33 protein-coding genes are annotated in these 22,213 nt (G+C 58.0%); 19 read left to right on the forward strand and 14 right to left on the reverse strand.

The features are described 5' to 3' along the window. Window positions 1-43: 43 nt before the first annotated feature. Entirely contained in the window at window positions 44-550 is a 507-nt protein-coding gene (locus AAHF99_RS02515; protein WP_342162518.1) for a hypothetical protein, read from the forward strand. A 19-nt stretch (window positions 551-569) separates the two neighbouring features. Here AAHF99_RS02515 and AAHF99_RS02520 read toward each other — a convergent pair whose 3' ends face one another. The 5 genes from AAHF99_RS02520 to AAHF99_RS02540 all read right to left on the reverse strand — a co-directional run bounded on the left by AAHF99_RS02520 (window position 570) and on the right by AAHF99_RS02540 (window position 3,297). Continuing rightward, window positions 570-1,013 carry a hypothetical protein gene (locus tag AAHF99_RS02520; RefSeq protein ID WP_342162519.1) on the reverse strand — a complete coding sequence of 148 codons (444 nt, stop codon included), beginning with the start codon at window positions 1,011-1,013 and terminating at the stop codon, window positions 570-572. 21 nt (window positions 1,014-1,034) lie between these two features. Then, a complete protein-coding gene (locus AAHF99_RS02525; protein ID WP_342162520.1) occupies window positions 1,035-1,415 on the reverse strand; it encodes a hypothetical protein in 381 nt (126 codons plus the stop codon). 20 nt (window positions 1,416-1,435) lie between these two features. Beyond that, entirely contained in the window at window positions 1,436-1,807 is a 372-nt protein-coding gene (locus AAHF99_RS02530) for a hypothetical protein (protein WP_342162521.1), read from the reverse strand. A 271-nt stretch (window positions 1,808-2,078) separates the two neighbouring features. Beyond that, window positions 2,079-2,321, reverse strand: a complete 243-nt coding sequence (locus AAHF99_RS02535; protein WP_342162522.1) for a hypothetical protein — start codon at window positions 2,319-2,321, stop codon at window positions 2,079-2,081. 1 nt (window position 2,322) lies between these two features. Next, window positions 2,323-3,297, reverse strand: coding sequence for a hypothetical protein (locus tag AAHF99_RS02540; RefSeq protein WP_342162523.1), 975 nt, complete (start codon window positions 3,295-3,297; stop codon window positions 2,323-2,325). Window positions 3,298-3,424: 127 nt separating this feature from the next. On the opposite strand from AAHF99_RS02540, the gene AAHF99_RS02545 reads away from it, so the two are divergent. The 5 genes from AAHF99_RS02545 (at window position 3,425) to AAHF99_RS02565 (ending at window position 5,364) form a co-directional block, all read left to right on the forward strand. After that, window positions 3,425-3,859, forward strand: coding sequence for a lysozyme (locus AAHF99_RS02545; protein ID WP_342162524.1), 435 nt, complete (start codon window positions 3,425-3,427; stop codon window positions 3,857-3,859). Continuing rightward, the gene (locus AAHF99_RS02550; RefSeq protein ID WP_342162525.1) at window positions 3,856-4,143 is read left to right on the forward strand and encodes a hypothetical protein; all 288 of its coding nucleotides are present in this window, start codon (window positions 3,856-3,858) and stop codon (window positions 4,141-4,143) included. Before AAHF99_RS02545 ends, AAHF99_RS02550 begins: the two co-directional genes overlap by 4 nt. After that, window positions 4,140-4,304, forward strand: coding sequence for a hypothetical protein (locus AAHF99_RS02555; protein ID WP_342162526.1), 165 nt, complete (start codon window positions 4,140-4,142; stop codon window positions 4,302-4,304). Before AAHF99_RS02550 ends, AAHF99_RS02555 begins: the two co-directional genes overlap by 4 nt. Beyond that, complete coding sequence (locus tag AAHF99_RS02560; protein ID WP_342162527.1) at window positions 4,301-4,681, forward strand: PDDEXK family nuclease; 381 nt, start codon at window positions 4,301-4,303, stop codon at window positions 4,679-4,681. Before AAHF99_RS02555 ends, AAHF99_RS02560 begins: the two co-directional genes overlap by 4 nt. Window positions 4,682-5,076: 395 nt before the next feature. Further along, window positions 5,077-5,364 carry a hypothetical protein gene (locus tag AAHF99_RS02565; RefSeq protein WP_342162528.1) on the forward strand — a complete coding sequence of 96 codons (288 nt, stop codon included), beginning with the start codon at window positions 5,077-5,079 and terminating at the stop codon, window positions 5,362-5,364. Window positions 5,365-5,542: 178 nt separating this feature from the next. Here the strand turns inward: AAHF99_RS02565 and AAHF99_RS02570 are convergent, their stop codons facing one another. The 3 genes from AAHF99_RS02570 to AAHF99_RS02580 all read right to left on the reverse strand — a co-directional run bounded on the left by AAHF99_RS02570 (window position 5,543) and on the right by AAHF99_RS02580 (window position 8,238). Further along, the gene (locus AAHF99_RS02570) at window positions 5,543-6,376 is read right to left on the reverse strand and encodes a hypothetical protein (protein ID WP_342162529.1); all 834 of its coding nucleotides are present in this window, start codon (window positions 6,374-6,376) and stop codon (window positions 5,543-5,545) included. Then, a complete protein-coding gene (locus AAHF99_RS02575) occupies window positions 6,376-7,758 on the reverse strand; it encodes a collagen-like domain-containing protein (protein WP_342162530.1) in 1,383 nt (460 codons plus the stop codon). The genes AAHF99_RS02570 and AAHF99_RS02575 overlap by 1 nt, the downstream gene beginning before the upstream one ends. A 165-nt stretch (window positions 7,759-7,923) precedes the next feature. Next, complete coding sequence (locus tag AAHF99_RS02580; protein WP_342162531.1) at window positions 7,924-8,238, reverse strand: hypothetical protein; 315 nt, start codon at window positions 8,236-8,238, stop codon at window positions 7,924-7,926. Window positions 8,239-8,372: 134 nt separating this feature from the next. On the opposite strand from AAHF99_RS02580, the gene AAHF99_RS02585 reads away from it, so the two are divergent. From AAHF99_RS02585 to AAHF99_RS02600, 4 genes are all read left to right on the forward strand, one after another. Further along, on the forward strand, window positions 8,373-8,702 hold the full coding sequence (locus AAHF99_RS02585; protein WP_342162532.1) for a hypothetical protein: 330 nt from the start codon (window positions 8,373-8,375) through the stop codon (window positions 8,700-8,702). 22 nt (window positions 8,703-8,724) lie between these two features. Continuing rightward, the gene (locus AAHF99_RS02590) at window positions 8,725-9,018 is read left to right on the forward strand and encodes a hypothetical protein (protein WP_342162533.1); all 294 of its coding nucleotides are present in this window, start codon (window positions 8,725-8,727) and stop codon (window positions 9,016-9,018) included. Between the two features lie 153 nt (window positions 9,019-9,171). Continuing rightward, window positions 9,172-9,657 carry a hypothetical protein gene (locus tag AAHF99_RS02595; RefSeq protein WP_342162534.1) on the forward strand — a complete coding sequence of 162 codons (486 nt, stop codon included), beginning with the start codon at window positions 9,172-9,174 and terminating at the stop codon, window positions 9,655-9,657. Window positions 9,658-9,919: 262 nt separating this feature from the next. Beyond that, window positions 9,920-10,330 (forward strand): hypothetical protein, encoded by a 411-nt coding sequence (locus AAHF99_RS02600; RefSeq protein WP_342162535.1) that lies wholly within the window; start codon window positions 9,920-9,922, stop codon window positions 10,328-10,330. 81 nt (window positions 10,331-10,411) lie between these two features. Here the strand turns inward: AAHF99_RS02600 and AAHF99_RS02605 are convergent, their stop codons facing one another. Then, window positions 10,412-11,350 (reverse strand): DUF2971 domain-containing protein, encoded by a 939-nt coding sequence (locus AAHF99_RS02605; RefSeq protein WP_342162536.1) that lies wholly within the window; start codon window positions 11,348-11,350, stop codon window positions 10,412-10,414. Window positions 11,351-11,750: 400 nt separating this feature from the next. On the opposite strand from AAHF99_RS02605, the gene AAHF99_RS02610 reads away from it, so the two are divergent. Continuing rightward, on the forward strand, window positions 11,751-12,452 hold the full coding sequence (locus AAHF99_RS02610; RefSeq protein ID WP_342162537.1) for a recombinase family protein: 702 nt from the start codon (window positions 11,751-11,753) through the stop codon (window positions 12,450-12,452). Between the two features lie 270 nt (window positions 12,453-12,722). Here the strand turns inward: AAHF99_RS02610 and AAHF99_RS02615 are convergent, their stop codons facing one another. From AAHF99_RS02615 to AAHF99_RS02630, 4 genes are all read right to left on the reverse strand, one after another. Next, window positions 12,723-13,079, reverse strand: a complete 357-nt coding sequence (locus AAHF99_RS02615) for a hypothetical protein (RefSeq protein ID WP_342162538.1) — start codon at window positions 13,077-13,079, stop codon at window positions 12,723-12,725. 108 nt (window positions 13,080-13,187) lie between these two features. Beyond that, complete coding sequence (locus tag AAHF99_RS02620; protein ID WP_342162539.1) at window positions 13,188-13,388, reverse strand: hypothetical protein; 201 nt, start codon at window positions 13,386-13,388, stop codon at window positions 13,188-13,190. Window positions 13,389-13,429: 41 nt separating this feature from the next. Next, window positions 13,430-13,822: a DUF5681 domain-containing protein gene (locus tag AAHF99_RS02625; RefSeq protein WP_342162540.1), complete on the reverse strand. Its 393-nt coding sequence runs from the start codon at window positions 13,820-13,822 to the stop codon at window positions 13,430-13,432. Next, on the reverse strand, window positions 13,812-14,081 hold the full coding sequence (locus tag AAHF99_RS02630) for a hypothetical protein (protein WP_342162541.1): 270 nt from the start codon (window positions 14,079-14,081) through the stop codon (window positions 13,812-13,814). The genes AAHF99_RS02625 and AAHF99_RS02630 overlap by 11 nt, the downstream gene beginning before the upstream one ends. Window positions 14,082-14,232: 151 nt before the next feature. Between AAHF99_RS02630 and AAHF99_RS02635 the strand changes: the two genes are divergently transcribed. Both AAHF99_RS02635 and AAHF99_RS02640 read left to right on the forward strand, forming a co-directional pair. Beyond that, the gene (locus AAHF99_RS02635; protein ID WP_342162542.1) at window positions 14,233-14,628 is read left to right on the forward strand and encodes a hypothetical protein; all 396 of its coding nucleotides are present in this window, start codon (window positions 14,233-14,235) and stop codon (window positions 14,626-14,628) included. A gap of 105 nt (window positions 14,629-14,733) precedes the next feature. Beyond that, window positions 14,734-15,537 (forward strand): hypothetical protein, encoded by an 804-nt coding sequence (locus AAHF99_RS02640; RefSeq protein WP_342162543.1) that lies wholly within the window; start codon window positions 14,734-14,736, stop codon window positions 15,535-15,537. Here the strand turns inward: AAHF99_RS02640 and AAHF99_RS02645 are convergent. Continuing rightward, complete coding sequence (locus AAHF99_RS02645; RefSeq protein WP_342162544.1) at window positions 15,531-15,872, reverse strand: hypothetical protein; 342 nt, start codon at window positions 15,870-15,872, stop codon at window positions 15,531-15,533. The genes AAHF99_RS02640 and AAHF99_RS02645 overlap by 7 nt on opposite strands. Window positions 15,873-15,999: 127 nt before the next feature. On the opposite strand from AAHF99_RS02645, the gene AAHF99_RS02650 reads away from it, so the two are divergent. The 6 genes from AAHF99_RS02650 (at window position 16,000) to AAHF99_RS02675 (ending at window position 22,213) form a co-directional block, all read left to right on the forward strand. After that, window positions 16,000-17,406 carry a hypothetical protein gene (locus AAHF99_RS02650; RefSeq protein ID WP_342162545.1) on the forward strand — a complete coding sequence of 469 codons (1,407 nt, stop codon included), beginning with the start codon at window positions 16,000-16,002 and terminating at the stop codon, window positions 17,404-17,406. Between the two features lie 38 nt (window positions 17,407-17,444). After that, window positions 17,445-19,553: a portal protein gene (locus tag AAHF99_RS02655; RefSeq protein ID WP_342162546.1), complete on the forward strand. Its 2,109-nt coding sequence runs from the start codon at window positions 17,445-17,447 to the stop codon at window positions 19,551-19,553. 9 nt (window positions 19,554-19,562) lie between these two features. After that, on the forward strand, window positions 19,563-19,844 hold the full coding sequence (locus AAHF99_RS02660) for a hypothetical protein (RefSeq protein ID WP_342162547.1): 282 nt from the start codon (window positions 19,563-19,565) through the stop codon (window positions 19,842-19,844). A gap of 31 nt (window positions 19,845-19,875) precedes the next feature. Next, a complete protein-coding gene (locus AAHF99_RS02665; RefSeq protein WP_342162548.1) occupies window positions 19,876-20,865 on the forward strand; it encodes a hypothetical protein in 990 nt (329 codons plus the stop codon). A gap of 37 nt (window positions 20,866-20,902) precedes the next feature. Next, window positions 20,903-21,838: a DUF5309 domain-containing protein gene (locus tag AAHF99_RS02670; RefSeq protein ID WP_342162549.1), complete on the forward strand. Its 936-nt coding sequence runs from the start codon at window positions 20,903-20,905 to the stop codon at window positions 21,836-21,838. A gap of 141 nt (window positions 21,839-21,979) precedes the next feature. Next, window positions 21,980-22,213, forward strand: a complete 234-nt coding sequence (locus AAHF99_RS02675; protein ID WP_342162550.1) for a hypothetical protein — start codon at window positions 21,980-21,982, stop codon at window positions 22,211-22,213.

A 22,213-nucleotide genomic window follows, 5' to 3' on the forward strand; every position in this document is an offset into this window, starting at 1 on the left:
AGCACTGCGCAGGCTTTGCGCTCGCTGGGCCGCTGATGCCACTATGGAACTACCTGCCCGCCAGTTTGATGCCTATCTCGCTGAACGAGAGCGGGTGGAGTGGCGTGCCACGCTAGCCCAGCGCAGAGCCACCAAAGCCGAGGGCGTGGCTGCGCTATTGAAGGGTGATGCGCGGGACTACTGGGATCGGCTCACCCATCTGTACGGGCAGAGCGGCCGACGGCGAAGCCCGGAGCAGGAGCGTGCGTTCTGGAACTCGGTTGAAGACCTCTGGGGCGACTTCCAGGCTCTGTCACCCGAGCATGCTAGTCAATTTGACAGCGCGGATGAAACTCCTTGGCAGGATTTGCCCCTCACCTTGCAGTACCCATTCCACGTGATCCGCGATGGCTCCTACTATGAGCCCTGGTGGGACCACCCCGTTGCCTTCACGCAGCGTGAAATGGCTCAGTCGGTGATCAATCGGCTCGCGCCACCTGTGCAGCCAGCCAGTGCCCCCACACCGGCTGGCAATCGCCTCCGTACTCTCATGAAGCAGTTCAACCGCTAGCCCACTAGTAGTGAAGCCCTCAGGGCACGCTTGTCTCTGCGAAGGTGGAGCCCAGCAGCGCGTTCACATCCCGCACGATGCGGTTGAAGGCCGTCAACTGCTTGATGGAGAGGTCTTTGCCCACACGGGCACGCACCACGGGATGGTTGCCCTGCATCTTCTCCACAATGCCCTCTAGGATGTCCTCAAGGGTCTGCTTGCGGCCAGCGCCGCGACGGCCATACATAGTGCTGGGTGCGCTCAGCACGCTGCGCAGTGAAGCCCTCACGTCCCAGAGGCCCAGAGCGAGGCCACGCAGGTAGTCGTGATCCTCGTCGCTCAGCCGGGCATACTCAACGTCCTTGCCGTATGTGCTGGGCTTGGTGACGCGCTCGCTGAAAATGATGCGAGCCGTTGGCATGCCGCGAGTGCGGGTGGCTGGCTGCTGGGGCTGCTGCGCTGGAAATTCGATTAGGTCGCACATGGTTGTCTCCTCGGCGTTTTCTTAGTTGTTGTCGTAGGTAAGTTTGAACAGCATGGCCTGATCCTTGGTGCGGAAGGCAATCTCCACCGGATAAGGCTGATAGCGGTTCACCTTGATGGGCGTGGTTGCGGGGATCAAGGTTGTGATTTCCCAGTCATTGGGCACGTTGCTATCCAGCCAGCCGCTGTACCTGTCGTTGGCAACCGACATCGCAATGCCATTCTTATCGAAATCCAACATGGCAAATCGGCGGTACTTTTCGGAAATTGCTTGACGGAGATCAAACATCTCTTTGAACACCATCATCCCGATTGACGACACGAGGCCGTTGATGACAGAGCCGTTAATTTCTACCGTGATGAGGTGCGGAAACTCGCCGCCCTTGAGTTCGGTGTACTTCATGTGGTCCTCTTTTTTTATTGTTAGTTGCTGCTATGGGTAAGTTTGAACATCATAGCCTTGTTCTTATCCGCAAAGCGCACACGCACCCACCAATCGAGATTGCCTTCGACGCTGCTGAGCATCCAATCATCATCGGCTTCGCCCACGTTATTGCGAAGCCAATCAGCGAATGCTTGCATACCAAAGGTTGTGGCAGCCTCGCGATCTCCAATTGAAACTCTCTCGATTGCGAAATCGTGCTTGAGAGCAAACTTGCGCACTCTGCTCGGCATAACATCGCGCAAGAAGAACATCGCGTCCGATGGTACCTTAAACGACACCACATGAGGATTTCTCCAGTCGTCGCTGTACTCGTATTCCATTTCCACGGGGTAATGATCTAGATCAAACATGCGAAATCTCCTCTTTTTCTTGTTGTTTGTCAGTTAGTTAGGTGCGTGGTTGGATTGCTCAGCACGTAGGCGTGCGTAGCGAGCCAGTGCAGCAATCTTGATGTTTTCACGATGCTGCGGGCTCTTGCTCTTGCCCTTAAGGCTGTTGCTGATGGCCGAGCAGGTGTCCGCGCTGGGTTTCTGTCCTGTCTTGCTTAGAGCGATACGTGCCCTGGTTTCATCCGAATGCTTGGTTCCCTTTTGCATGTGCTGTACCTCAGTTTATTGTTATCTATTTATCTCCGATGTTCCACTTGTCCTTCATTCGGACGATGGTGTGGAACTGATGCACGTTGAGGTACATGCCCTGACCGTTGCGCATGCGGCGTTCCATGCGCATGCGCAGTCGCAACAGGAGTTCGGCAGTTGTGCCGCTCTCGTATGGCATTGTGGCGCATACGATGTCGTACAAAGGCTCGATTTCGTCGGCCTCCACGTCAAGCAATTGGGTCTGATAAGCGTTTGCAACCTTCATGTTACTTAAGCCCCATCTTTTCGAGGCGCATTGTTTCAAGCAGAGTTTTGCCACCCTTCTTGTTCTCGAACACCTCACGCTTAGTCTTCATGTCCGGGTTGATCCAGATGCCGTAAGCCAGCAAGTTGTTGCCTGCACGGCTACCAGCGGGACGCTTGTCGAGCACCACTTCGGTTCCCCAGCCCTGTAGGCTCACCAAGATCGTGGGGTGCTGTTCACTGGCTTCCCAGAACACGATCGCTGCCGTATAGATGATCACCTTGTTGTCGGCGTCCTTGAACTTGGCTCCCAGTGGGCGAATGTGATATTTGGTGTCGCCGAGATTGGCGCGATCAATTGCGTGATCAATCTCGACGTAGAACTCGTCTTGCTCATATCCCTCGGGAACGTTGTTGCGGAAGCCGCGTGCAACGGGGTGGAATGCACCCAGGTAACTGTGCATGAGCCCGCCATCTTCCATGCAGAAGTGGATCTTCACCTTGTAGCGGTTGCTCTTGCTCTTACCGTTCTTGCCTGTGCCGTTGTCGAACAGGTCTACTTTGAGATAGAAGGGCGCAGGCATAATGGTTGCGCGGGCGGCGTCATCCTCACCCTGCTCGCAGTTATTCTCGATTACTTCTGCTGGCACATCCCCATTACCCGGCACGTCGGCCTGAGTGGGCGAAGGCGTGTGCCCGTTATTGCCTTGTTCTTTCTCGATGGCGGTAGCCGGATATTCCTCTGGTACGCAGCCAATGGCGTAGCCAGCAGGCGTGTATCCATTAGTAACATTATTCCCATTAGTAAGGGCGTTAATAATGGATACACGCTCTAGGCTAGTATGATTGCCCTGCTCTAATGGTTGCACGCCTTGGCCATCACTAGTGATCTCAGTGCCCATATTCGGCTGAGTGAGCGGCCTGTTGAACTTGGCCACCTTGATGGGGTCAATGCCGTTCTTGCGTAGGATGCTTTCCAGTTCTGCGGTGTTCATCATGATGCGTCTCCTCTTACAGGCATATGGATAAGCGCCTGTGTTCATTCTTATTTATAGCACTAGGCTAGTTTGCTACGTCAAATAAGAACAGAACAGGAGAGTGCGCTGCCAGCGAATAAATACTGGCATGCAGAAGACAAACAACAGCGGCGTAGACTTGATCCGCCAGTTCGAAGGGTGTGAACTACACGCCTACAGGTGCGCCGCAGGAGTGCTCACTGTGGGTTTTGGGCACACCGGCCCGGACGTAACAGCCAACCTCACCATCACCCCGCAGCGTGCGGTTGAACTGCTGCACGGCGATCTCGCGCGGTTCGAGAAGGCGGTAGCGGCTTCACTACGTGTGAAGGTGACGGATAACCAGTTCAGTGCCCTCGTGGCGCTCGCTTACAACATCGGCCCGGCTGCGCTGGCCAAGAGCACGCTGATCAAGCGCCTCAACGCTGGCCGCACCCAAGAGGCAGCCGATCAGTTCCTCGTGTGGACCAAGGCAGCAGGCAAGACCCTCGCCGGGCTGGTGCGTCGCCGGGAGGCAGAGCGCGCTCTGTTCCTGCACCCATGACCAACGAACCCACATTCACTGCCAACGACCAGCATGCACTACAAGTTCTGCGAAAGTTTCTTGATGCACGAACGCGCTTTGAGACCGTTCAACAAAAACTACAAGAGATGAACAACAAGGGTCTCATCCCTTATCCAACGCCACGCAAAGGCTTGATGGGGGAAGCAAAGGCATTGTGCGATGAAATTGATCGCCTTCGAGAACAGTTGTTTGCGTACGAGCGTGTGCTTCTTGCTTGGCATAGTGGCGAAAACGTTGTGCTCGCTAGGCTGGCCATCCCATGACCAACGAACAGATCATGGCGGCTCTTACGATCTTTGAGGCCATCCGCGATTACGGCATCCTTCTTCGCGATCTCCCTGGCGTCACTGACGAGGAGAAGGCAGCCATACAGAAGGTTGGACAAGTCGCGCTGCGCAAGTTCCAGCAAAGGTATGATCAGTGAGGGGCGGTCGCACTGGCAAGCCCAAGGTCACACTGGCAGCCAAACGGGCCAAGTTCGGTGGCTGTCGCAATGCACTGGAACACCGGGTGCGGCAGCAGTTGGGTGCGGAATTCGAGTACGAAACCACTCGCATGCCCTACACCATCGCGCATCACTATCAGCCAGACTTTATCGATCCCATTGCCAAGCGGATTATCGAAGTCAAAGGACGTTTCCCAGAGAGTGACCGCCGCAAGATGGCAGCCGTGCGCAAGCAGTACCCGGATTACCAAATCGAAATCAGGTTCTCCAATCCCGACACGCTAATATCGAAGACTGGCACACAGACATATAGAACTTGGTGTACCAAGCACGGCATCACAGCAACAAAAGCATAACGGAGTGAGCGTTGCCAACAGAGGCCACCGTAAGAAACACGTTCCAATATCATCGCATTCAAGCAGCCCGAATTGCTGAGACTTTTGACCTTTGCGTGCGGGAGTGGGTTGATGTGTGGCGCAGTCATCCCCAGCGGTATGAACGTGGCTACGTCACGCGCATCAATGATGATGAACCCTGGAGCGCCAGAAACATCGAGTTCAGGCTTGGTCGAGCGAGAAGGGGAGCACACCGCATCCCCAATTACAGGGGCGTTCGCACCCTCACAGTGCAGCAGTGGATCACGGAACTGGGTGGCACTGTGCAGGCCAAGCCCCGGCTAGAACCCCCGCCCAAGCCCAAACGTGTACCCCCACCCAAGCCTGCGCCTCAGCCCTATCGCGTGCACAAGGAGATGGATGCAGCCACCAAGGCGCTGTTGGATGCGGCACGCAACCGGGTGCGCAACGAGTGCACCTATGCCCAACGTCGCGCAGAGCGATCCGGTGAGGCGTTCTCGATCACGGGCCGAGAGTGGATGCGCATATGGCGTGCGAGCCCACATGCGCTGGAACCGGGCCACATGGTGCGCCCCTATCCCGACGAGCCGTGGAGCCCCACCAACTGCGAGTACGTGCAGGGCACAGCCGATGGCAGGCATCGCCGAAAAGCGGAACGCCTCGATAGGATCGCCCAACAATAAATAGAAGTGAGCCAGCAGGATGTTGTGACCCTGCTCTCGTACTCCTTCAGGACGGCGAACAACTCCGGGTTTCACTCCTCTCCCGGAGTTGTTCTACCTGTGAGCAGTTAAATACGATTGCGACCGGGCAGCAACCCCGTCAGTCGTTGAAGGTGTGCTCACCCGCTGCCCGGTTCGCTTAAAGCACTTGCTTCCATGTGCCACCCACGTTGGTGAACACGCTCTGAGCCTGCTTCCATGTGCCTGCGCTGTTGACCCATAGGCTCTGCGCCTGTTTCCAAGTGCCACCTACGTTCACGTTGATGCTGCCCTTGGTGGGCGCGGTGCTGCCGGGCGCGCTGCCATCGGCAAAAATCGAGAACGTGAAGACGTGGCCCCAGCCAAGGCTGCCCGAGGGCGCAAATGATGCAGCGGGAACAGTTTTGGCAGCGCTGGCGGCACTTTCTGCCGCATAACTCACGAGATAGTCGTTCACGCTGGTGCTGGCATCCAAGCGCTCTGTCCAGCCGCTGGGGGGAGTAAATGTGTTCCCTGAATTACTCCAAAAGGTTGCTATGGCGGCAACCATACTGCCCGCTGAGTTCGCCGCTACTGCTGGCGTCTTGAAGCCCGTGTAGGGATTTGTGTTGGTGGTAAAATCACCATCATTTGACGAGTAACTTTCCCATGGCGGATCGTAGGCAGTACTGGCACCACGATAAGCGAGAACTCTCGCATAGATGATACCGTACTGAGGCAGTGAGTATGAAATTGATCCTGCGTCAATGCCTTGACGCGCCCAATAGAGCCCATACACCCCCTTGTTGTTGGGCAACGCTCCCTGATCTACCTTTTGCCACTGACTGGGCAAACTGAACGTGCTGGTGGGTACAAGCGCGATCACGCTGAGCAGCAGCAGATCGCCAGCGGCGATGTTTGCCGGTAGCGTGAGTGCTTTACTTGCGTTGGCAGTGGCACTGTTGCGGTTATTTGCTGTAACGGCTGTGCTAACGCCTACATAGGAAACAGCCATCAGAGCGTGACCACCCAGAAATCACCGCTGGCACCACCAGAGGGCTGAGCCGTGCTGATGGTGACGTTGCGCAGGGCCATGCTGCCGATGCCCGAGACATCGCTGCTGGTGAGTGTGACTGCGCCTGTGCGACCGGCCACGCTGGTGACACCGCCAGTGGCACCAGTTGCGCCCTGCGGGCCTACATCGCCCTTGTCTCCCTTGGGTCCGGTGGGACCCTGTGGACCATTCAGCGTGCCCTGGCTGAACCAACTGCCCGAGGTCTTGCGGTAGTAAGTGCCGTTGCTGCTGTCGATGTAGAAGTCACCATCCGTGCCCGCGCTGCTGGCAGGTGCACCCGAACCGCTGAGCCAACTGGCTCCTGCTGGTCCCTGGCTGCCCGTGTCTCCCTTGAGACCCGCAATGCCCTGTGTGCCCTGTGGCCCCACCACATAGCCGGTGTCGATGGTGCCGCCCGTGCTGAGTGTGACGATCAGTCGGCCGCTGCCGTTCACTGCTGCTGTGGTGACGCCAACACCGTTGCTGCCTGCGGCTCCTGCTGCACCAGTGCTGCCAGTGTCGCCCTTGACGCCCTGCACGCCCTGCGTGCCCTGCGCTCCGGTGTCTCCCTTGGTGCCCTGAATGCCCTGGCTGCCTGTTGCGCCAGTGTCGCCCTTGGCTCCCGCTGCACCCACCACATAGCCTGTGTCGATGGCTGTGCCCGTGCTCAGCGTTACGATGAGCCTGCCAGCACCATTCACTGCTGCTGAGGTGATCGAGACACCCTGAGGACCGGCAACGCCCTGGTTGCCCTGATCTCCCCGGTCTCCCTTGATGCCTGCTGCACCCTGCGCACCAGCAGCACCGGGCAAACCCTGCTCGCCGGTGTCGCCTCGTGCACCAGCCACGCCCTGAATGCCCTGGTCGCCCTTGTCGCCCTTGGCACCAGCAGGGCCAGTGTCTCCCTTGCTGCCGGGCGCACCATCTGCACCGGCAGCACCAGTGACGCCCTGAACACCCTGGATGCCTTGAGCACCAGCCACGCCCTGAATGCCCTGTTCGCCCTGTGGTCCACGCTCGCCCTGTAGGCCGGTGGCTCCGCGTTCGCCGGTATTGCCCGGTAGGCCCTGCACACCCTGCTCGCCCTGAGGGCCAGCATCACCCCGGAGGTTGCCCACCTCGTGCGTGCTGCCATCGCTCAGCGTGACAGTGACTGTACCCTCTTCACTAGTAGTGAAGCCGGTAATTCCCACGCCAGCGTCACCGCGCAAAAACGGTGTGAGGTACGCCACAAACTGCGCCATGCTGGTGCGGCGATCCACGCCGCCCTGAATGGTGTGCCAGTATTCATCGCCACCCAGTGCGCCAACGAATGGCAGGCTGCTGATCTTTTTATTCGCCATGGGCAGCCTCCATCACTAGAGGCGAGCCATCTTCCATCACAACGGTGTCACCGCTCTCCAGCGTGTACTGGGGCTCCGATCCCGTGGGTTCGAGATTGCCTTCTTCATCCAGTGGAATGCGCTTGTGTCGGCCCACTGGACCCGTGTGCAGAGCGAGCCGGGCCATCAGTAGGAGCCCGCCAGCATGACGGCCACTCGGTGGCCGCTCTTGATGATGCCTTCGAACGTGTCCCAGGCAGCGAGAAACCTGCGGGGAGCCACACTGGCATCCGGCTCCACACCCACGCTCACAAAGATGGGGAGGCTGCCGTTGGCCACACGCAGCGTGCCCATGTCCAAGCCCTGGTCGGCCTGATCCGCGCTGGTGACCACAGTGCTCACCGACCCCGGTGACACTTCCACACTCACCAGTGGTCTGGCGTCGTGCAGGCCAGTTTCGCGGCCCTTCACAACGCCAATCTCAATACTTGTCTTGCTCATGCAGCCTCGATCGTACAGGGAAAACTCTACTGTATTTATCTGCGGCAGCAAGATGGGCGGTTTTGAACCCTTTTGAGCACGGTTGCGCGTGTGCCAACCTAAATACTAGGGGCAACAACAAGAGGAGCCGCACAATGGCACACAAGGTAGTGTTTGAAATTGAGACGCACGACGACACGGATATTGCGCTGAGCCCTGGCATGTATGGGGCCTGCAAGGGCAGCATGGACCATCGCTTTCACTGGCCCGCAGCGTGCCCAGATCAGTACGTGTTGGGCAGCATGCGCGGCAGCATGTTGGAGTGGCTGGCCACCAGCCCGCTCAAGGGCAAAAGCCGAATGGGCTTTGACCAGCAGCGCGAGGGTGATCTTCGCTTCACCCGCAGCCTGTGGGTGGAGTTTGACGAACTAAGTGACGCACTGCTGTTCCGGCTTACCTGGGGCTGCGAAACAAGCGAGCCATAAGTAAACGGAAAAGGAGCGCAAGATGATCAAGACAATTTACCACCGCTTGTTTGGTGAGCCACACTATCCCACCTGGGAGGAACTCCCGTACTTCACAATGGACGACATGGAGGCGGTTGGCCGTGCACTGCATGCGGCGGGTGCGCCCATGGTGCTGCCGGTGGATCAACCGACCATGACGCATCTCATCCGCGAGGCCAACGCCATGTGCATGGTGAAGCGCCACAAGAGCGCGGCAGACACCAGGGAACTCATTTACATCACCGCCGCTGGCAGGCTCAGCATCGTGCTTGAAGGCGAAAGTGCCGAGCACTGAGCCATGAACCGACCGCTCATACTCTGAACGGTCGGCGTGTCAGCCCCGCGTTGTTAAACAATACTCAGAGCAACGCGTTAGAATTGCAATTCTTTAGTTGTGCTAAGTGGTAGGCACAAGTATATTAGCCTAACACAACACGAGGAGCACAACATGAACACGTCACCAGCCTTTATAACTTACGGCGCATTTCAAAAGTGGATGTACAACGACAACGCCATGGAGGGCCTCAGCGAAATTACCCGGTGGCTGCCTCCGGACTTTGCCAGCAACCTCACTGGGGTGGGAACCAACAAGGTGAAGGGCACGCTCAACGGGGCCAAGGTGGAGGTGGCCAGGAGCAACCTTGTGCGGTTCAAGCCCAGCAAGCCCGGCGCAGTGAGCCCCAAGGAGTACAAGCGCTTGGTGCTGCGCTTGCAGCACCCGCAGTTCAGCCTCGTGCTGGCGTTTCAGGCCAAGGCCAGCGACATACGCCCCTGGCTCACCCTGGAGAGTGATTGCACTCACGATTTCACCGGGGACAGCACGGCGTTTCTCAACTGGCTCACCCAAGTGAAACTGATGGGCCATCCCATGTTCGACTGGGTGGATCAGGGCGTGATGGCGGGTGCAGCCGTGTATGCCAGCCGCCACCCATGAGCAGCCGCAGTGATGCACAAGAGGTGAGGCGTGCCCTGATCAAGCAGGGCTTCACCGCCACCAAAACCGGCGGTGGACACTGGCGCATCACCCATCCCCGCATGAGTGGCCCGGTGTTCACCAGCGACACACCGGGTGATCGCCGCAGCAGGCACAACCTCCTCGCACTGCTGCGCAGGCGGATGCGCCCCCACTAGAAGTGAAGCAACAGCAGGCCGGGTGCTCACCCGGCCACAACCATGAGTGAACAGCAAGCGTTGCCATGACCGAACTGGATCTCAGCCACAACCGAGCCCTCGCCATGCGGGCCCGTCTCAGCATCGCCGACAGCCGAGCGCAGCAGTTGGTGCGCAACTGGCTGCTGGTGCACCCCGAGGATCAGGCCACCGCGGATCGCAATGCCCGCGTGGTACACACCTGCGCACAAGTGAGCCGCACCAATCTCGATGAGGTGGGCGACTGGGATGCCTTTGCCTACTGCTTTGTGGTCAGCCTATTCAAGGAAGACGCAGACTGGCTGTGCGAACAATCATACTTTTACGACGCAAGCATGTTCCCGCACATTGGCTATGTTGTGCAGGACATATTCGGCACTCGCTATCAGGGCAACGACGTGGTTGAACGCTTTGACCTCTTGGGCGACGCCATGCTCGTAACACCCAGCAGATGGTAGCCCTTCACGAATGGTGGAGCCTCACACAGCAACCACCGGCATTCACTTGAGCACGTGAATGCCGGTGTGGACCCAGCAACCTTATGAGTAGTGGCGCAAGGGTATGTCGCTGATCCGCACGTTCAGATCAGGATGGGGCACACCATTGTCCCCGAGCAACTTCACAAAAGCCTTTTGCATAACCTCTGGATGCAATGTAGGTCCAATGATGAGGTGGCTGAGGAATTCAGGCAAATGTGCCCCGTAGAAGTTGATTGCGGGAATGTTCTCAAGCGGGAGCAGGTACACAATCTGAGGCGTACCCCTGACACTCTGAATGGACTGCTTGATATATTCAGCGGTATGTACAGAATTGTACACCACGCGCCACTCTCGTTCCTCTGCAAAGCCTGGATGCTTGGTGCACAGAACCAAGAACAACAAGAAGTCGTAAAACCTATCCAATATCCAGGATTTTTGCGCCTGATAGTACGCAATATCGCCGCTGATCACAGTGTGCATGTGCGCGAATTTGCTGATGTAGCCATCAGTGCCGCAATAGGTGACGGGAAAAGTCCATGCGCCGAGGTTGTCGTTGGGTTCGATAAAGGGCTTGTTGTTGACCACCATGGCAACGCCAGTTGTGCCGCCATAAGCACGCCACATGCTCAAACGGCCAGTGTTGTCCTCGCTGCTATCATGCTCACTTATGCTGGTGATGTAAGTGCTATTTTTGTATAGGCCGATGTATGCCTCATTATGGAACGGTGTTAGGCCTACTCCATTGATGCTGTATATGAGATCATGTAGCGCTTTGCCCTCTGGAGAATTAAGGCCATTGTTAAGGCATTCGATGCCGTGCTCGATCTCACGGAAATCGTTCATCACGCGTGTGCTGCGCATCCAAACTTGTTTCTTCTCGATGATGCTTCGAGCGACGTCGGCTGTTGTGTAATGGACGAAACGCTTGTTCTTCGCGGCGGCACGTTGAGCACCTTCCGCTGGGTACAGGCTGGCGTACATTTGTTCCAATTGGGACATGAAGATTTCAACGCAGGATCAGAGGCTGGAGTTTGCTGGTGTTACCATGCTACCGGCAAGGATACATACGATTTCCGCATTAAACATGCTCCAATCGTATTGCCAGCCAGCCGCCCTGGTCGCCGCTCATGGAGCCACACCGTAGTTCGCATCAAAAGTGCGAAACGGCGCAAATAAAACTCTATGTTCTGAATGTGTTAGGTTGGCGCTTTGTGCGTCCGGCTACAATGTACTGTCCTTGCGCCGTTTGCGCTGTTGTTGCTCTTATTGTGCGCCGTTTGCCCTGCTGTTCAACCGAAGACTTCGCATGGCCAGCAGAAATCTACACTCGCACAGCCACGAGCACGGCTGTACACACGCATACGCACATTCCGCTCGTGTACATCTTGGTGAAGGAGCCATGCAAAAACGTAGGGTCATCGCTTACTACCGGGTGAGCACGCAGAAACAGGGCGTTAGCGGGCTGGGTCTCGAAGCGCAGCGCAAAGCCGTCTCCGACTATCTCAGTGCAACGGGCGATGAACTCATAGCGGAGTTCACAGAGGTGGAGAGTGGTCGCAAAGCCGACCGGCCTCAACTGGCTGCTGCACTGGCTATGGCCAAACAGGAGAAGGCCACCGTAGCCATTGCCAAACTTGACCGCCTTGCACGCTCGGTGCGGTTCGTGAGCAACCTACTGGATAGCGGCGTGCAGTTTGTATCGGTGGACATGCCCGAGGCCAACCGACTAGTGCTGCACATGATGGCAGCCTTCGCCGAGCACGAGGCGGTCCTCATCTCCCAACGCACCAAGGCCGCACTGGCCGCGGCCAAGGCCAGGGGTGTGCAGTTGGGCAAGCATGCGGCTGTGATCAACGCAGAGGCATCAGCAGCAGCCGACGCTTACGCCAGCAGCCTTGTTGCTGCGCTAGCGGAGATCCGAGCCAGCGGGGCACACAGCGTCAGGGAGACAGCAGCAGCGCTCAACGCACGGGGCATTCGCACACGCAGGGGCAGCCAGTGGCATCCCACAAGTGTGCAGCGGTTGTTGGAGCGGCTGACGGAGATGGAGTTTGCCTCACTCGCAAACAATCTGCGCAATTATCATGTTGCGAGCAATTAGCGGTTGCCCGAAAGGCACACGGCATTACAATGGAATAGTGGAGAGGGGAACAAAGGGGGTTAACGGCTTACGCTGTAACAGTAACACCTATCCATTAGGTGGCCAGGACAGTGCCAGGGCTGGGCCTGGACTTCACAGGGGGGCAGGCCCCCCTTTTTCTACCTGGACCCAATCACGGTTGTGCAACTACCTTGCGACTGCATTCTGTAATGCGAAGCCCTTGCGATACGATTTTGCAATGCGACTGCTATGGTTCAGCCAACCACGCCCCTACAGTTTGCCCCGCGTGTTGTGCCCGCCGTGCTTGCACTCCTGATAGTCTTCAGCCAGCCAGTAGCAGCCCTGGCGCGCAGCCCACTCGCTTCTCGTCTTGAGGTAGGCGTTATTGATGCCGCGGCAGTCCTCGATGTCCGGGCAGCGCAGCGGGAACACCAGCATAGTGAGACCGCCCTGATTGTCCTTGGGTATGTTGAAGCGGATAGTTTCCACCCGCATGCTGCCATCTAAGCACCACTGGTAGAAGTGCCGGCTGAGCGCACCGGTCACCATGAGAATGCGGGCAGTTTGGTATTGACGGCCCAGCATGTCCCGCTTGATGTGTTCGCTAGCCCATTCAAACGTGGTCATTCGGGAAGCCCCTAATGTTTCGGGGCGGGCTTACTGCCACTCAACTTAACGTGATGTCACCGCTGCTTGCGACCCCTGCGGCAGGGCTAACGCCCAGTTAGCGGGTGATCAGCCAAAGAGGATCACGTCGGGATCGAACACAAAGCCCTCAGGTCGCTGCACCCATTCCCCCGCAGTGCTCAGCGCCTCAGTGAGCCACTTGCCTTCATCGCTCGGGATGTATCGCACCACACAGTATGCCGGTGGTTGGCCATCCGGTGTGGTGATCTGCCTGATCTGTGGCAGGCGCATGTCTTCTTCACGTAGCATGGGGTTCTCCTTTTTCACTTAGTTATCGTCGCGCTCGCCCTTCACGGCTTCACCTCTACGGGCTGCGCCTCGATCACTGTGCCCTCGATGGTGTTGGCCCGTGTGGCTTCCACGGCCCGCTGCACCAGTCGGTCCTGTGCCGCCGTGATTGCTGCTGCCAGTCCGCTCGCGTTGTGATCCACCTTGACGTCCACGCTCTGCTTGGGCCTGCCCCAAGCCCTGTCTAGGATTTGAGTGGCAGCCTGCACGCTGGCGCTGTCGTTGCGCCCGTGCATGGCAATGTCGAACAGGCGCTCCACCACCTTTGGTGTGAGTTCCCTGCACATCTCTTGGATTTCGCGATTGATGGGTGGCCTGCCTTTGGGGTTGCCGCTGCTACCCTTCTTGAAACCGCGTGCCTTGCAGGCTTCCGGCTCGTTCTGCTTACGAGGCATCAGCAACCTCCTGGCCACCGATGAGGCTCTGAAACTCTCTGGCGTGCTCGGTGCTAGAGAACATCACATCGAACTGGGCAACGCCCACGTTGCGGAACGAAAATGCCTCCGTGATGTTGCGGGTGATCCACTCCCCATAGCGAGCGGCCACCCACTGCTGTGCAGCCTCATCCGGCGTAGTGCCGGGCGATGCTTCCACAATCGCATTCACTTGCGGCCTGTGGCCGTTTGCAATCTTAACTCGAATTGTTGTTGCCATAGTGCTCCCTGCCCTGGCGCTGTTTCACGTATTTAATGAGAACAGCGAGGTAGAGCAGGTTTCTGGCTGGGCAGGCTATTCTCTGGTTGAACCCATTCTTGCTGGCGCTATCCAGAACGAGCGGCGCACAGGGCGCACAAGGAGAACGCAAATGGCCACCAAATCTCTGATGGATCAGTTCATCGCTTTCGCAGCGCCCAAGGAGAACACCCCCGTGGCACGCGATGCAGTCAGCGTGTTCTACAGCAAGATCGACCGGCAGGTGGCGCTGGCAGAGCAGGCCAAGGCGGGCGAGAAAGTGAGCGCGCGGGTCACGTGGTTCAAGCGCGATGGCGCTGGCTACAGGGTCAAGATCGGACGCGAAGCCCTCAAGTTTGGCGATCACCAGTGGTTTGCAGCGGCCAGCCTCGATGAGGTGATCGAGCGGCTGAAGATGGCCAAGGAGGTGATCACGAATAGTGAAGCGCTGCGCCAGCAGATCGTGCGCAACAGCAACGCGCGCAGCGAACGCATGCAGGGCACGCGCAAGGCCAAGAAGGCTGCCTAGCACGCTCCTCGCGCAACGCAGAGGCCGGGCAATGCCCGGCCTTTCGCACGTCAGAACGCGCTCCCTGGATAAATACGGAACAGCACCAAACAGGGAGACCCGCAGGTGGACGAAACGGAGATCACCTGCGAGGAGAGCCAACAGGCTGCTCCCAAGCCGCGTCGCAGGCGCAAGGCCGCTGCACGGGGCGGCTGGACTGACCCCAGCACTGTAGCAGTTGCCTTTGGCAACGTGGTGGGGGTGTTTGCCAGCAAGCCGCTGGCAGCCGTGCTGGTGACTGTGCTGCTGGGCGTGGGTGCAGTGGGATACGGCGCTTACGAGAAGCCCGAGTTCCGCAATGCCATGTGGACCGCATGGAGCAGCAGATCGGACATCCTAGAGGCGCAGGCCACCCGGGCACGCAAGGACATCGTGCGCGAGAACGCCGTGTGCGATCACGTGCAGCAGTTGGGCAAGCGCATCAGCGCCCATCGCCTCGTGTACTTTCAATTCTCAGACGCAGCACGACAGCCCGCCGCTGGTGGCGTGCCCTGGCGCTACAGCAGCGCCGTGTGTGTGTATCCCAAGCCCGGCGTTGACTATGACGTAGAGGGAGCCAAGGGCGTGCCCAACAGCCTCAACAGCGAAATCCTCAAGGTGCTGTTCCCGCTGGGTGATCGCGATGGCACCTGCGGCAAGTGGCATCCCGAGGAGATCCAGGGCGAATGGCTGCGCGGTCGCTTCGAGCGGAACGGCACTGACCTCAAGATCGCATGTGGGCAGACGAGCCCACAGGGGCTACCGGTGGGCTCGCTCAGTGCGGACTGGCTCAACAGAGGCGCGATCACCGAGCCTCAGACGGACGTAGAGAAGATCCTGCGCGAGGGCATCGACACCATCAACGAGTTGCAGAGCCGCGCTGTTCAGTGAGGCTCGCGCTTGGCTGCTCGCCACGCGTCAAACTTCTCTGCGCCTTCCTTGACCCACTCCCGAAAAGCAAGAGCAAACAGCAGTGCGAAGGGCACGCCCAGCAGCACCTTGGGGTTCTCGCGCAGGAAAGCATCCAGCCCCTGCCATAGCCCGTTGAACCAAGCGTGTATCTCCGCTCCCGCGCCACTGTAGTAGAGAAACGGTGACAACAGGAGCGCGAGCACAAAGCACCCCAGATAAAACAGTGCGAAAGCCAGTTTGATCAGTTCCCATGTGGCTTTGAGGTCTTCTTTGAGGCTGTAAGGTTGAGCCTCGATGTCTTGCTGTACAGCCATATCCAGAACCTTTCCATAGCATGCCTCTGCTAGTAAAAGGCTATCATACAGCCGCGCTTGTGCCGTTCAACCACTGATTTCGCACACTAACAAGTAAATACTTGAAACCACCAAGTTTCAGGTATGCATGGCATCTCAAGATGATCTGGTACTGCTGCTAGAGCAGTTCCGAAACGACATTCCCTTCTTCGTACAGCAGGCATTTGGAACCACGCTGAACGCCAAGCAGGTGGAGTTCGTCACCAAGTACCAAGCCCACACGCAGATCACCTTTCGAGGCGGCATTGGCTTCGGCAAGACGTTCTCGATGGCGGTGCTCATCCACTGGGCTCTGATCACGCACAACGACGTGCAGGTGACCATCTTTGGTCCCAGCGAAGACCAGATCAAAGCGGGTTTGTGGAAAGAGGTGGGCAACCTCTACGGCAAACTGCCACCATATCTGAAAGAACATCTCGAATACACAGCAACTAAACTGTACCGCGTGGAGAACCCCACGGGGGCATTTGCTGAAACGCGCTTGGCCAACAAGGACAACATCGAAACAGCGCGCGGTATCCACCAGAAGAACAACTTTGTGTTTGTGGACGAAGCCACTGGTGTGCCCGATCCGGTGTTCGCAGAGTTGCAGAACATCTTTACGGACCCCAACCCCAAACTGTGCATCATCAGCAACCCATCGCGCACGAGCGGCTTCTTCTTCGACACTTGGGAACACCCGGAGATCAGCAAGGAGTGGACCCCAGTACACGGCAAACTCACCGACAATCCCGGCATCAGCCCTGAGCGGCTGAGGAGCATCACAGCGTCATTCGGTGGTGTCGGTTCCAACGAGTACCGCGTGAAGGTGCTGGGTGAGTTCCCGCTGGAAGACGAAGATGGCGTGATACCGCGCGATATCGTGGTGGAGGCCATCAACCGCGATGTAGTTCCCCAGCCCAAGTATCCTGTGGTGTGGGGCTTTGACCCCTCGGGTACGGGCAAGGACCGTAGCGTTCTCATCAAGCGCCGCGACAACCTCATGATGGGCGATCCCATCGTGTACGGTACCATGCTGCCCGAGCAGTTGGCTGCCCGCGTGCGTGAGGAATACGACCTCACCCCCAAGGCCGACAGACCTACCGAAATCTGCGTGGACGGCATCGGTGTGGGTCACGGCATCGCCGGGCTGCTGCGCACGATGGGCCTGCCGGTCAAAGAGGTGATCGTCAGCAACAAGCCTCGCGATCCCGACCGCTATGTGAGCCTGCGCGACGAACTGTGGTTCAAGTGCAAGGAGTGGTTTGCCACTGGCAACGTAAGCATCCCCAATCACAGCGCGCTGATCAGCGAACTGTGCCTGCCCTCTTATGAATTCGTTGGTCTCAAGCACAAGGTTCAGAGCAAAAAGGACATTCGCAAAGCAGGGCGCAAGAGCCCCGACCTTGCGGATGCGCTGTGCCTTACCTTCGCGAGCGACGCGAGGAACACCCACTTCGGTAAATACGCTTGGAACAAGCCCATCGCCATCAATCGTGGCTGGAACATCGTCTAACCAACAAGATGCGGGCCAACCGCACATGAAAGGCATTGATGGAAGAGGAAGACAACAAGGCTACAACGCCAAAGGATAGTGCACCAAAGCCTCTGAGCGAAAGCGACATTCTTGCCCGTGTGAGCACTGCTTTCCCGCACACCTCCAATTACACGCAGGGCGTTCTAGAGACCAAGCGACTGAATGGTCTGGAACTGTACAATCGCGACGCTTTTGCCGGCGACGAGCAGATCGTTGGCCGCAGCCGCTACGTGACGGACGATGTGTTCGTGAGTGTGGAATGGACGCTGGCCACGCTGATGAGCCTGTTCGACAGCCAGGATCGCGTTGTTCAGTTCTCCCCCACCGGCCCGGAAGATGAGCCCTTGGCCGAGCAGCAGACGGATGTGGTCAACTATGTGCTCACCCAGGGCAACAGCAACGCCAAGGTGCTGCACGACTGGCTCAAGAACGGCCTCATCGGCGGCCTCGGCGTGGTCACAGCGGAGTTCTACAAGGACAAGCGCTGGAAGCCAGCCCAGGTGCTTGAGGGCGTTCCCGACCATCACGCGGTGGAGTTGGAGAACAGCGAGGATCACGAAATCCTAGAGGCAGGTGAGCCCTATGCCATCCCCGGCATGGAGCACATTCCAGGCATGGACATGCGCGACCTCAAGGTGCGCAAGAGTTACCTCGATGCAGGCGTGCGCATCCGCTGCCTGCCCCCGGAAGACTTCTTCGTCAGCAGGGACGCTCAGTTCGACTACCAGACCGGCGGCATTGACGCTGCGCTACAGGGCTTCAAGCGCACTCTGCCGCGCGCTGAACTGGTGGAGATGGGCTACGACGCTGCCAAGGTCACGCGCATCCCAGCCAGTGGCGGCGACCACAGCAGTTATGCCCTCGAACGCAACAGGGATCAGGGGTTCAGCGACGGAACCAACGACGTTGAGGCGGAAGTGGACCTCTACGAGATTTTCATGCGTCTCGATGCCAACGGCGATGGTGTGCGCGAACTGCTGCGCCTCACGATTGGTGGAACGCCAGCCGGTGGCGCTGTGCTGCTGGGCCATGAAGAGGTGGAACTGGCCCCGTTTGCGGCCTTCGTTCCCTACATGATGCCCAACACGCTCAACGGCATGAGCACGGGCGATCTGGTGGGCAAGGATCAGCGCCTCAAGAGCATGTTCATGCGAGGCATCAACGACAACCTCACCCAGGTGCTACGCCCGCAGCGCATCGCGGACGTGGAAGGCGTCAACATCGACGACCTGCTCAACAGCGGTCCCGACAGCATCATCAGGGTCAAGGACAAGGACGCTCTCAGTTACGCCACTACCCCGTTCGTGGGCGGTCAGGCGTTCGGCATGATCGACCAGATCAACCAGAGCGTGGAGCACCGCATGGGTGTGGGTCCCAACCTCATGGGCGTGGACCCCAGCCAGTTGCAGAACACTACAGCCACCGCCAGCAGCCAGCGCCAGACCATGAGCCAGTTGCGCTTGGAGATGATCGCTCGCCTGTTTGCAGAGACCGGCTACCGCTACCTGTTCCGCATGGTGACCAGCCTGCTCGTAGCGAACATGGAGCACACGCAGGCCCTCACGGTGAAACTGCGCGGCAACTGGGTTCCCTATGGCACTGACCAGTGGAACCCCGACCTCGACATCAAGGCCAACATCACCTTCGGCATCACCGACAAGCCCCAGAAATTGGCTGCGCTGAGCAACATCCTCAGCCAGCAGATGACCGCCATGCAGCAGGGCGCGCCCATCACGGACATGGGCAAAATCTACAACACCCTGGCGCTGATCGCGGAGAACTCGGGCTTCAAGAACGCCGAGCGCTTCTGGAACGACCCAGCCAAGATGCCACCGGGTGCAGCCCAGCCCCCGGACAAGCCCGATCCCAAGGCACAGGCAGAGCAGGCCAAGATGCAAGCCGACATACAGCGCGCTCAGGCTCAGTTGCAATTGGATCGCGAAAAGATGCAGGCTGAAATCCAGTTGGAACGTGAGAAGTTTCAGGCGCACATGGAACTTGAGCGCTACAAGGCCGAGCAGGAACTAGAACTGCGGAGGCAGGAGGTGGGCGCTGAAACACAACTCAAGGGCCTACAGATCATCACCAAGCAGAACGCTCAGCCTCAGATCCCCAACCCCCAGTAAGGAGTACTCATGGACGACAGCATTCGTAGGGCGGAAGTTTACAAGCAGTATTTTGAAGACCCCATCTACCGTGAGCCTTGGGAGAAAGTTCGTGAGGCACTGATGGATGCGTTTCCCAAGACAGCGGCGGGTGACACAGCCACGCGCGAGCGCATCTACCTCATGCTGGGCTTGCTCAAGAAGGTGGACGAGTTTGTGGGCCGCACCATCGCCAGTGGCGAAATCGACAAGCGAGCCCTGGACAAACTGGCTCTAGACCGCAAGCAGGGCTTTTTGGGGCTGGGCAACTAAATAAACAAACAAACAACAATCGAGGAAATCGATGAGCGACAGCAATACTCCCGAACAGGGAACTGCAAGTCTTTCGATGGAAGATGCAGCAAGCCAGATCACAGCACTTTTCGGTAACGACGAGGCTGCGGATGCTGAAACGGCCGTTGAGGCTGAAGTACCATCCCACGAGGATGCAGACGCCACAGAGGTACACCCGGAAACGGATACCCATGTGGAAGAGCAGCCGGAAGGGGATGCAGAGCCCGAGGCAGCCCAGCCCTCCACTATTAGTGAAGACGCTGAGGTTGAGTTGAATGGAGAGCGCGTTAAGGTCAAAGACCTCAAGAGCGGCTACCTTCGCCAGTCGGACTACACGCGCAAGACCCAGGAACTGGCCACACAGCGCCAGCAAGCCGAAAGTCAGGTTCGAAACGAACTCACTGCGCAGTACACCAATCATCTTGCTCGTATCGAGCAGAACTTGGTGGACCACTTCCCACAGGAACCCAATTGGATGCAGTTGGCCGAGGACAACCCGGCTCAGTATGCAGTCGAGAGGGAACAGTGGAACAAGCGCATCACTGACCTGAGACAGGTTCAGCAGTTGCGAGCACAGCATGAGCAGAACGTTGCCCAGCAAAAGCAGGCAGCGGTGGCTCAGGCACAGGCAGAGGCATACAACAACTTGGTGCACATGCACCCAGAGTTTGCCCGAACCGAAGATGGCAAGGTCAGCAAGGCCAGCGCAGAATTGGTCAATTTCGCCACTAACGAGGTGGGATTGCCCGAAGAACTGTTGCAGAGCGTGACTGACGCAAGGCTATTCAGCCTCATGTACGATGCAATGCGCTATCGTCGCATGCGGGCACAGGAGCCCAAAACCATCCAGGCCGTAGCGAACAAGCCTCCGCTGGCAAAGCCCGGTGTGACAACCAGCAAAGCCACGCTCGCAAGCACCAGTCAAAAGGATCAGATGGCGCGTCTCAAACGAACCGGCAGCATCGATGATGCTGCAAGCATCCTAGGCAGGCTATTCTGACACAAGATCAGAAAGCCCAATAATAAGGAGCCAGACAATGGCCACTCTCGTTACCAATACCCAGGTTCACATTGCTGAAGACATCGGCAACGTCATCAACAACATCACACCGGAAGAGACCCCGGTGTACAGCATGATTGCCAAGACTAAGGCAACCAACACCCGTCACGAGTTCTTCACTGAAACCCTCAACGCCCCCAACGCTGCAAACGCAGCCGCAGAAGGCGCAGACTTCGTTGACAGCGCGCTGACCTCGCCTGTTCGTCTGGGCAACTACACCCAGATCAGCACCAAGGTGATCAACGTCAGCGGCACTCTCCAGGCCGTCAAGACCGTGGGCAGCAACAACGAGTTCGGCCGTCAGGTTGGCAAGGCCGGTGTTGAACTGCGCAAGGACATTGAGGCTGCCATCGTTGGCAACAGCGCCAGCAATGCTGGTGGTGCAGGTGTTGCTCGTCGCAGCGCAGGCATGGAGAGTTGGATTGCCACCAACGTGAGCGCTGGTACAGGCGGTGCAACCCCTGGCTTCAACGGCGGCACTGTTGCTGCTCCCACCGACGGTACTGCTCGCACCCTCACTGAGAGCATGTTCAAGGACACCATCCAGAAGGCATGGAAGAACGGCGGTGACGTCAAGAAGGTGATCGTTGGCCCCTCTCTCAAGCAGGCCATCTCGGGCTTCACTGGTGGTGCTACCAAGTACACCCTCAGCAAGACCCAGGAACTCACCGCAGGTGTGGACGTGTACGTGAGCGACTTCGGTCGTCACGAGATCATCCCTCACCGCTACATGCGCAGCAGCACCGTGATCCTATTCGATCCGGCTCTGTGGGCGGTGGCTGTTGCCCGCAACTTCACCACTGAGAAGTTGGCCAAGACCAGCGACGCTGATCGCGTTGCACTGCTCGCCGAGTGGACCTTGGAGAGCAAGAACGAACTCGGAAACGCCAAGATTGCCGACGTTCAGCCCTAATAACTAGTTGGGCAGGGGAGAGCCACTCAGGCTCTCCCCATTTTTATTTGATACATATTCCGAGGTTCGCTCGTGACAAGGAAACAACTCTGGGAAGAGAACGAGGATCACCGAGTGTGGATCGTCCATGAGGGCGACTACATGTACTTCGTGACCGAATACAAGGTTGACGCACTGCTCGATGCCAACAAGCGCAAGCAGGTAGACTTCAGTAATACAAGCGCCCTGGGCGACATGGTGCAGGTGGCAAGCATTCCTAATGCAATGTACTGGGATTGGCACAAGCAGGGCATTCTAGACGACGAGGCAGCATTTGCCCGCAAGTTGAATGACAGCAGCCTACAGCACATCCGCACCAACAACTTGAGGGTGTAA

It is taken from the genome of Methylobacterium litchii, from assembly GCF_038442315.1.
Lineage (GTDB): Bacteria > Pseudomonadota > Alphaproteobacteria > Rhizobiales > Beijerinckiaceae > Methylobacterium > Methylobacterium litchii.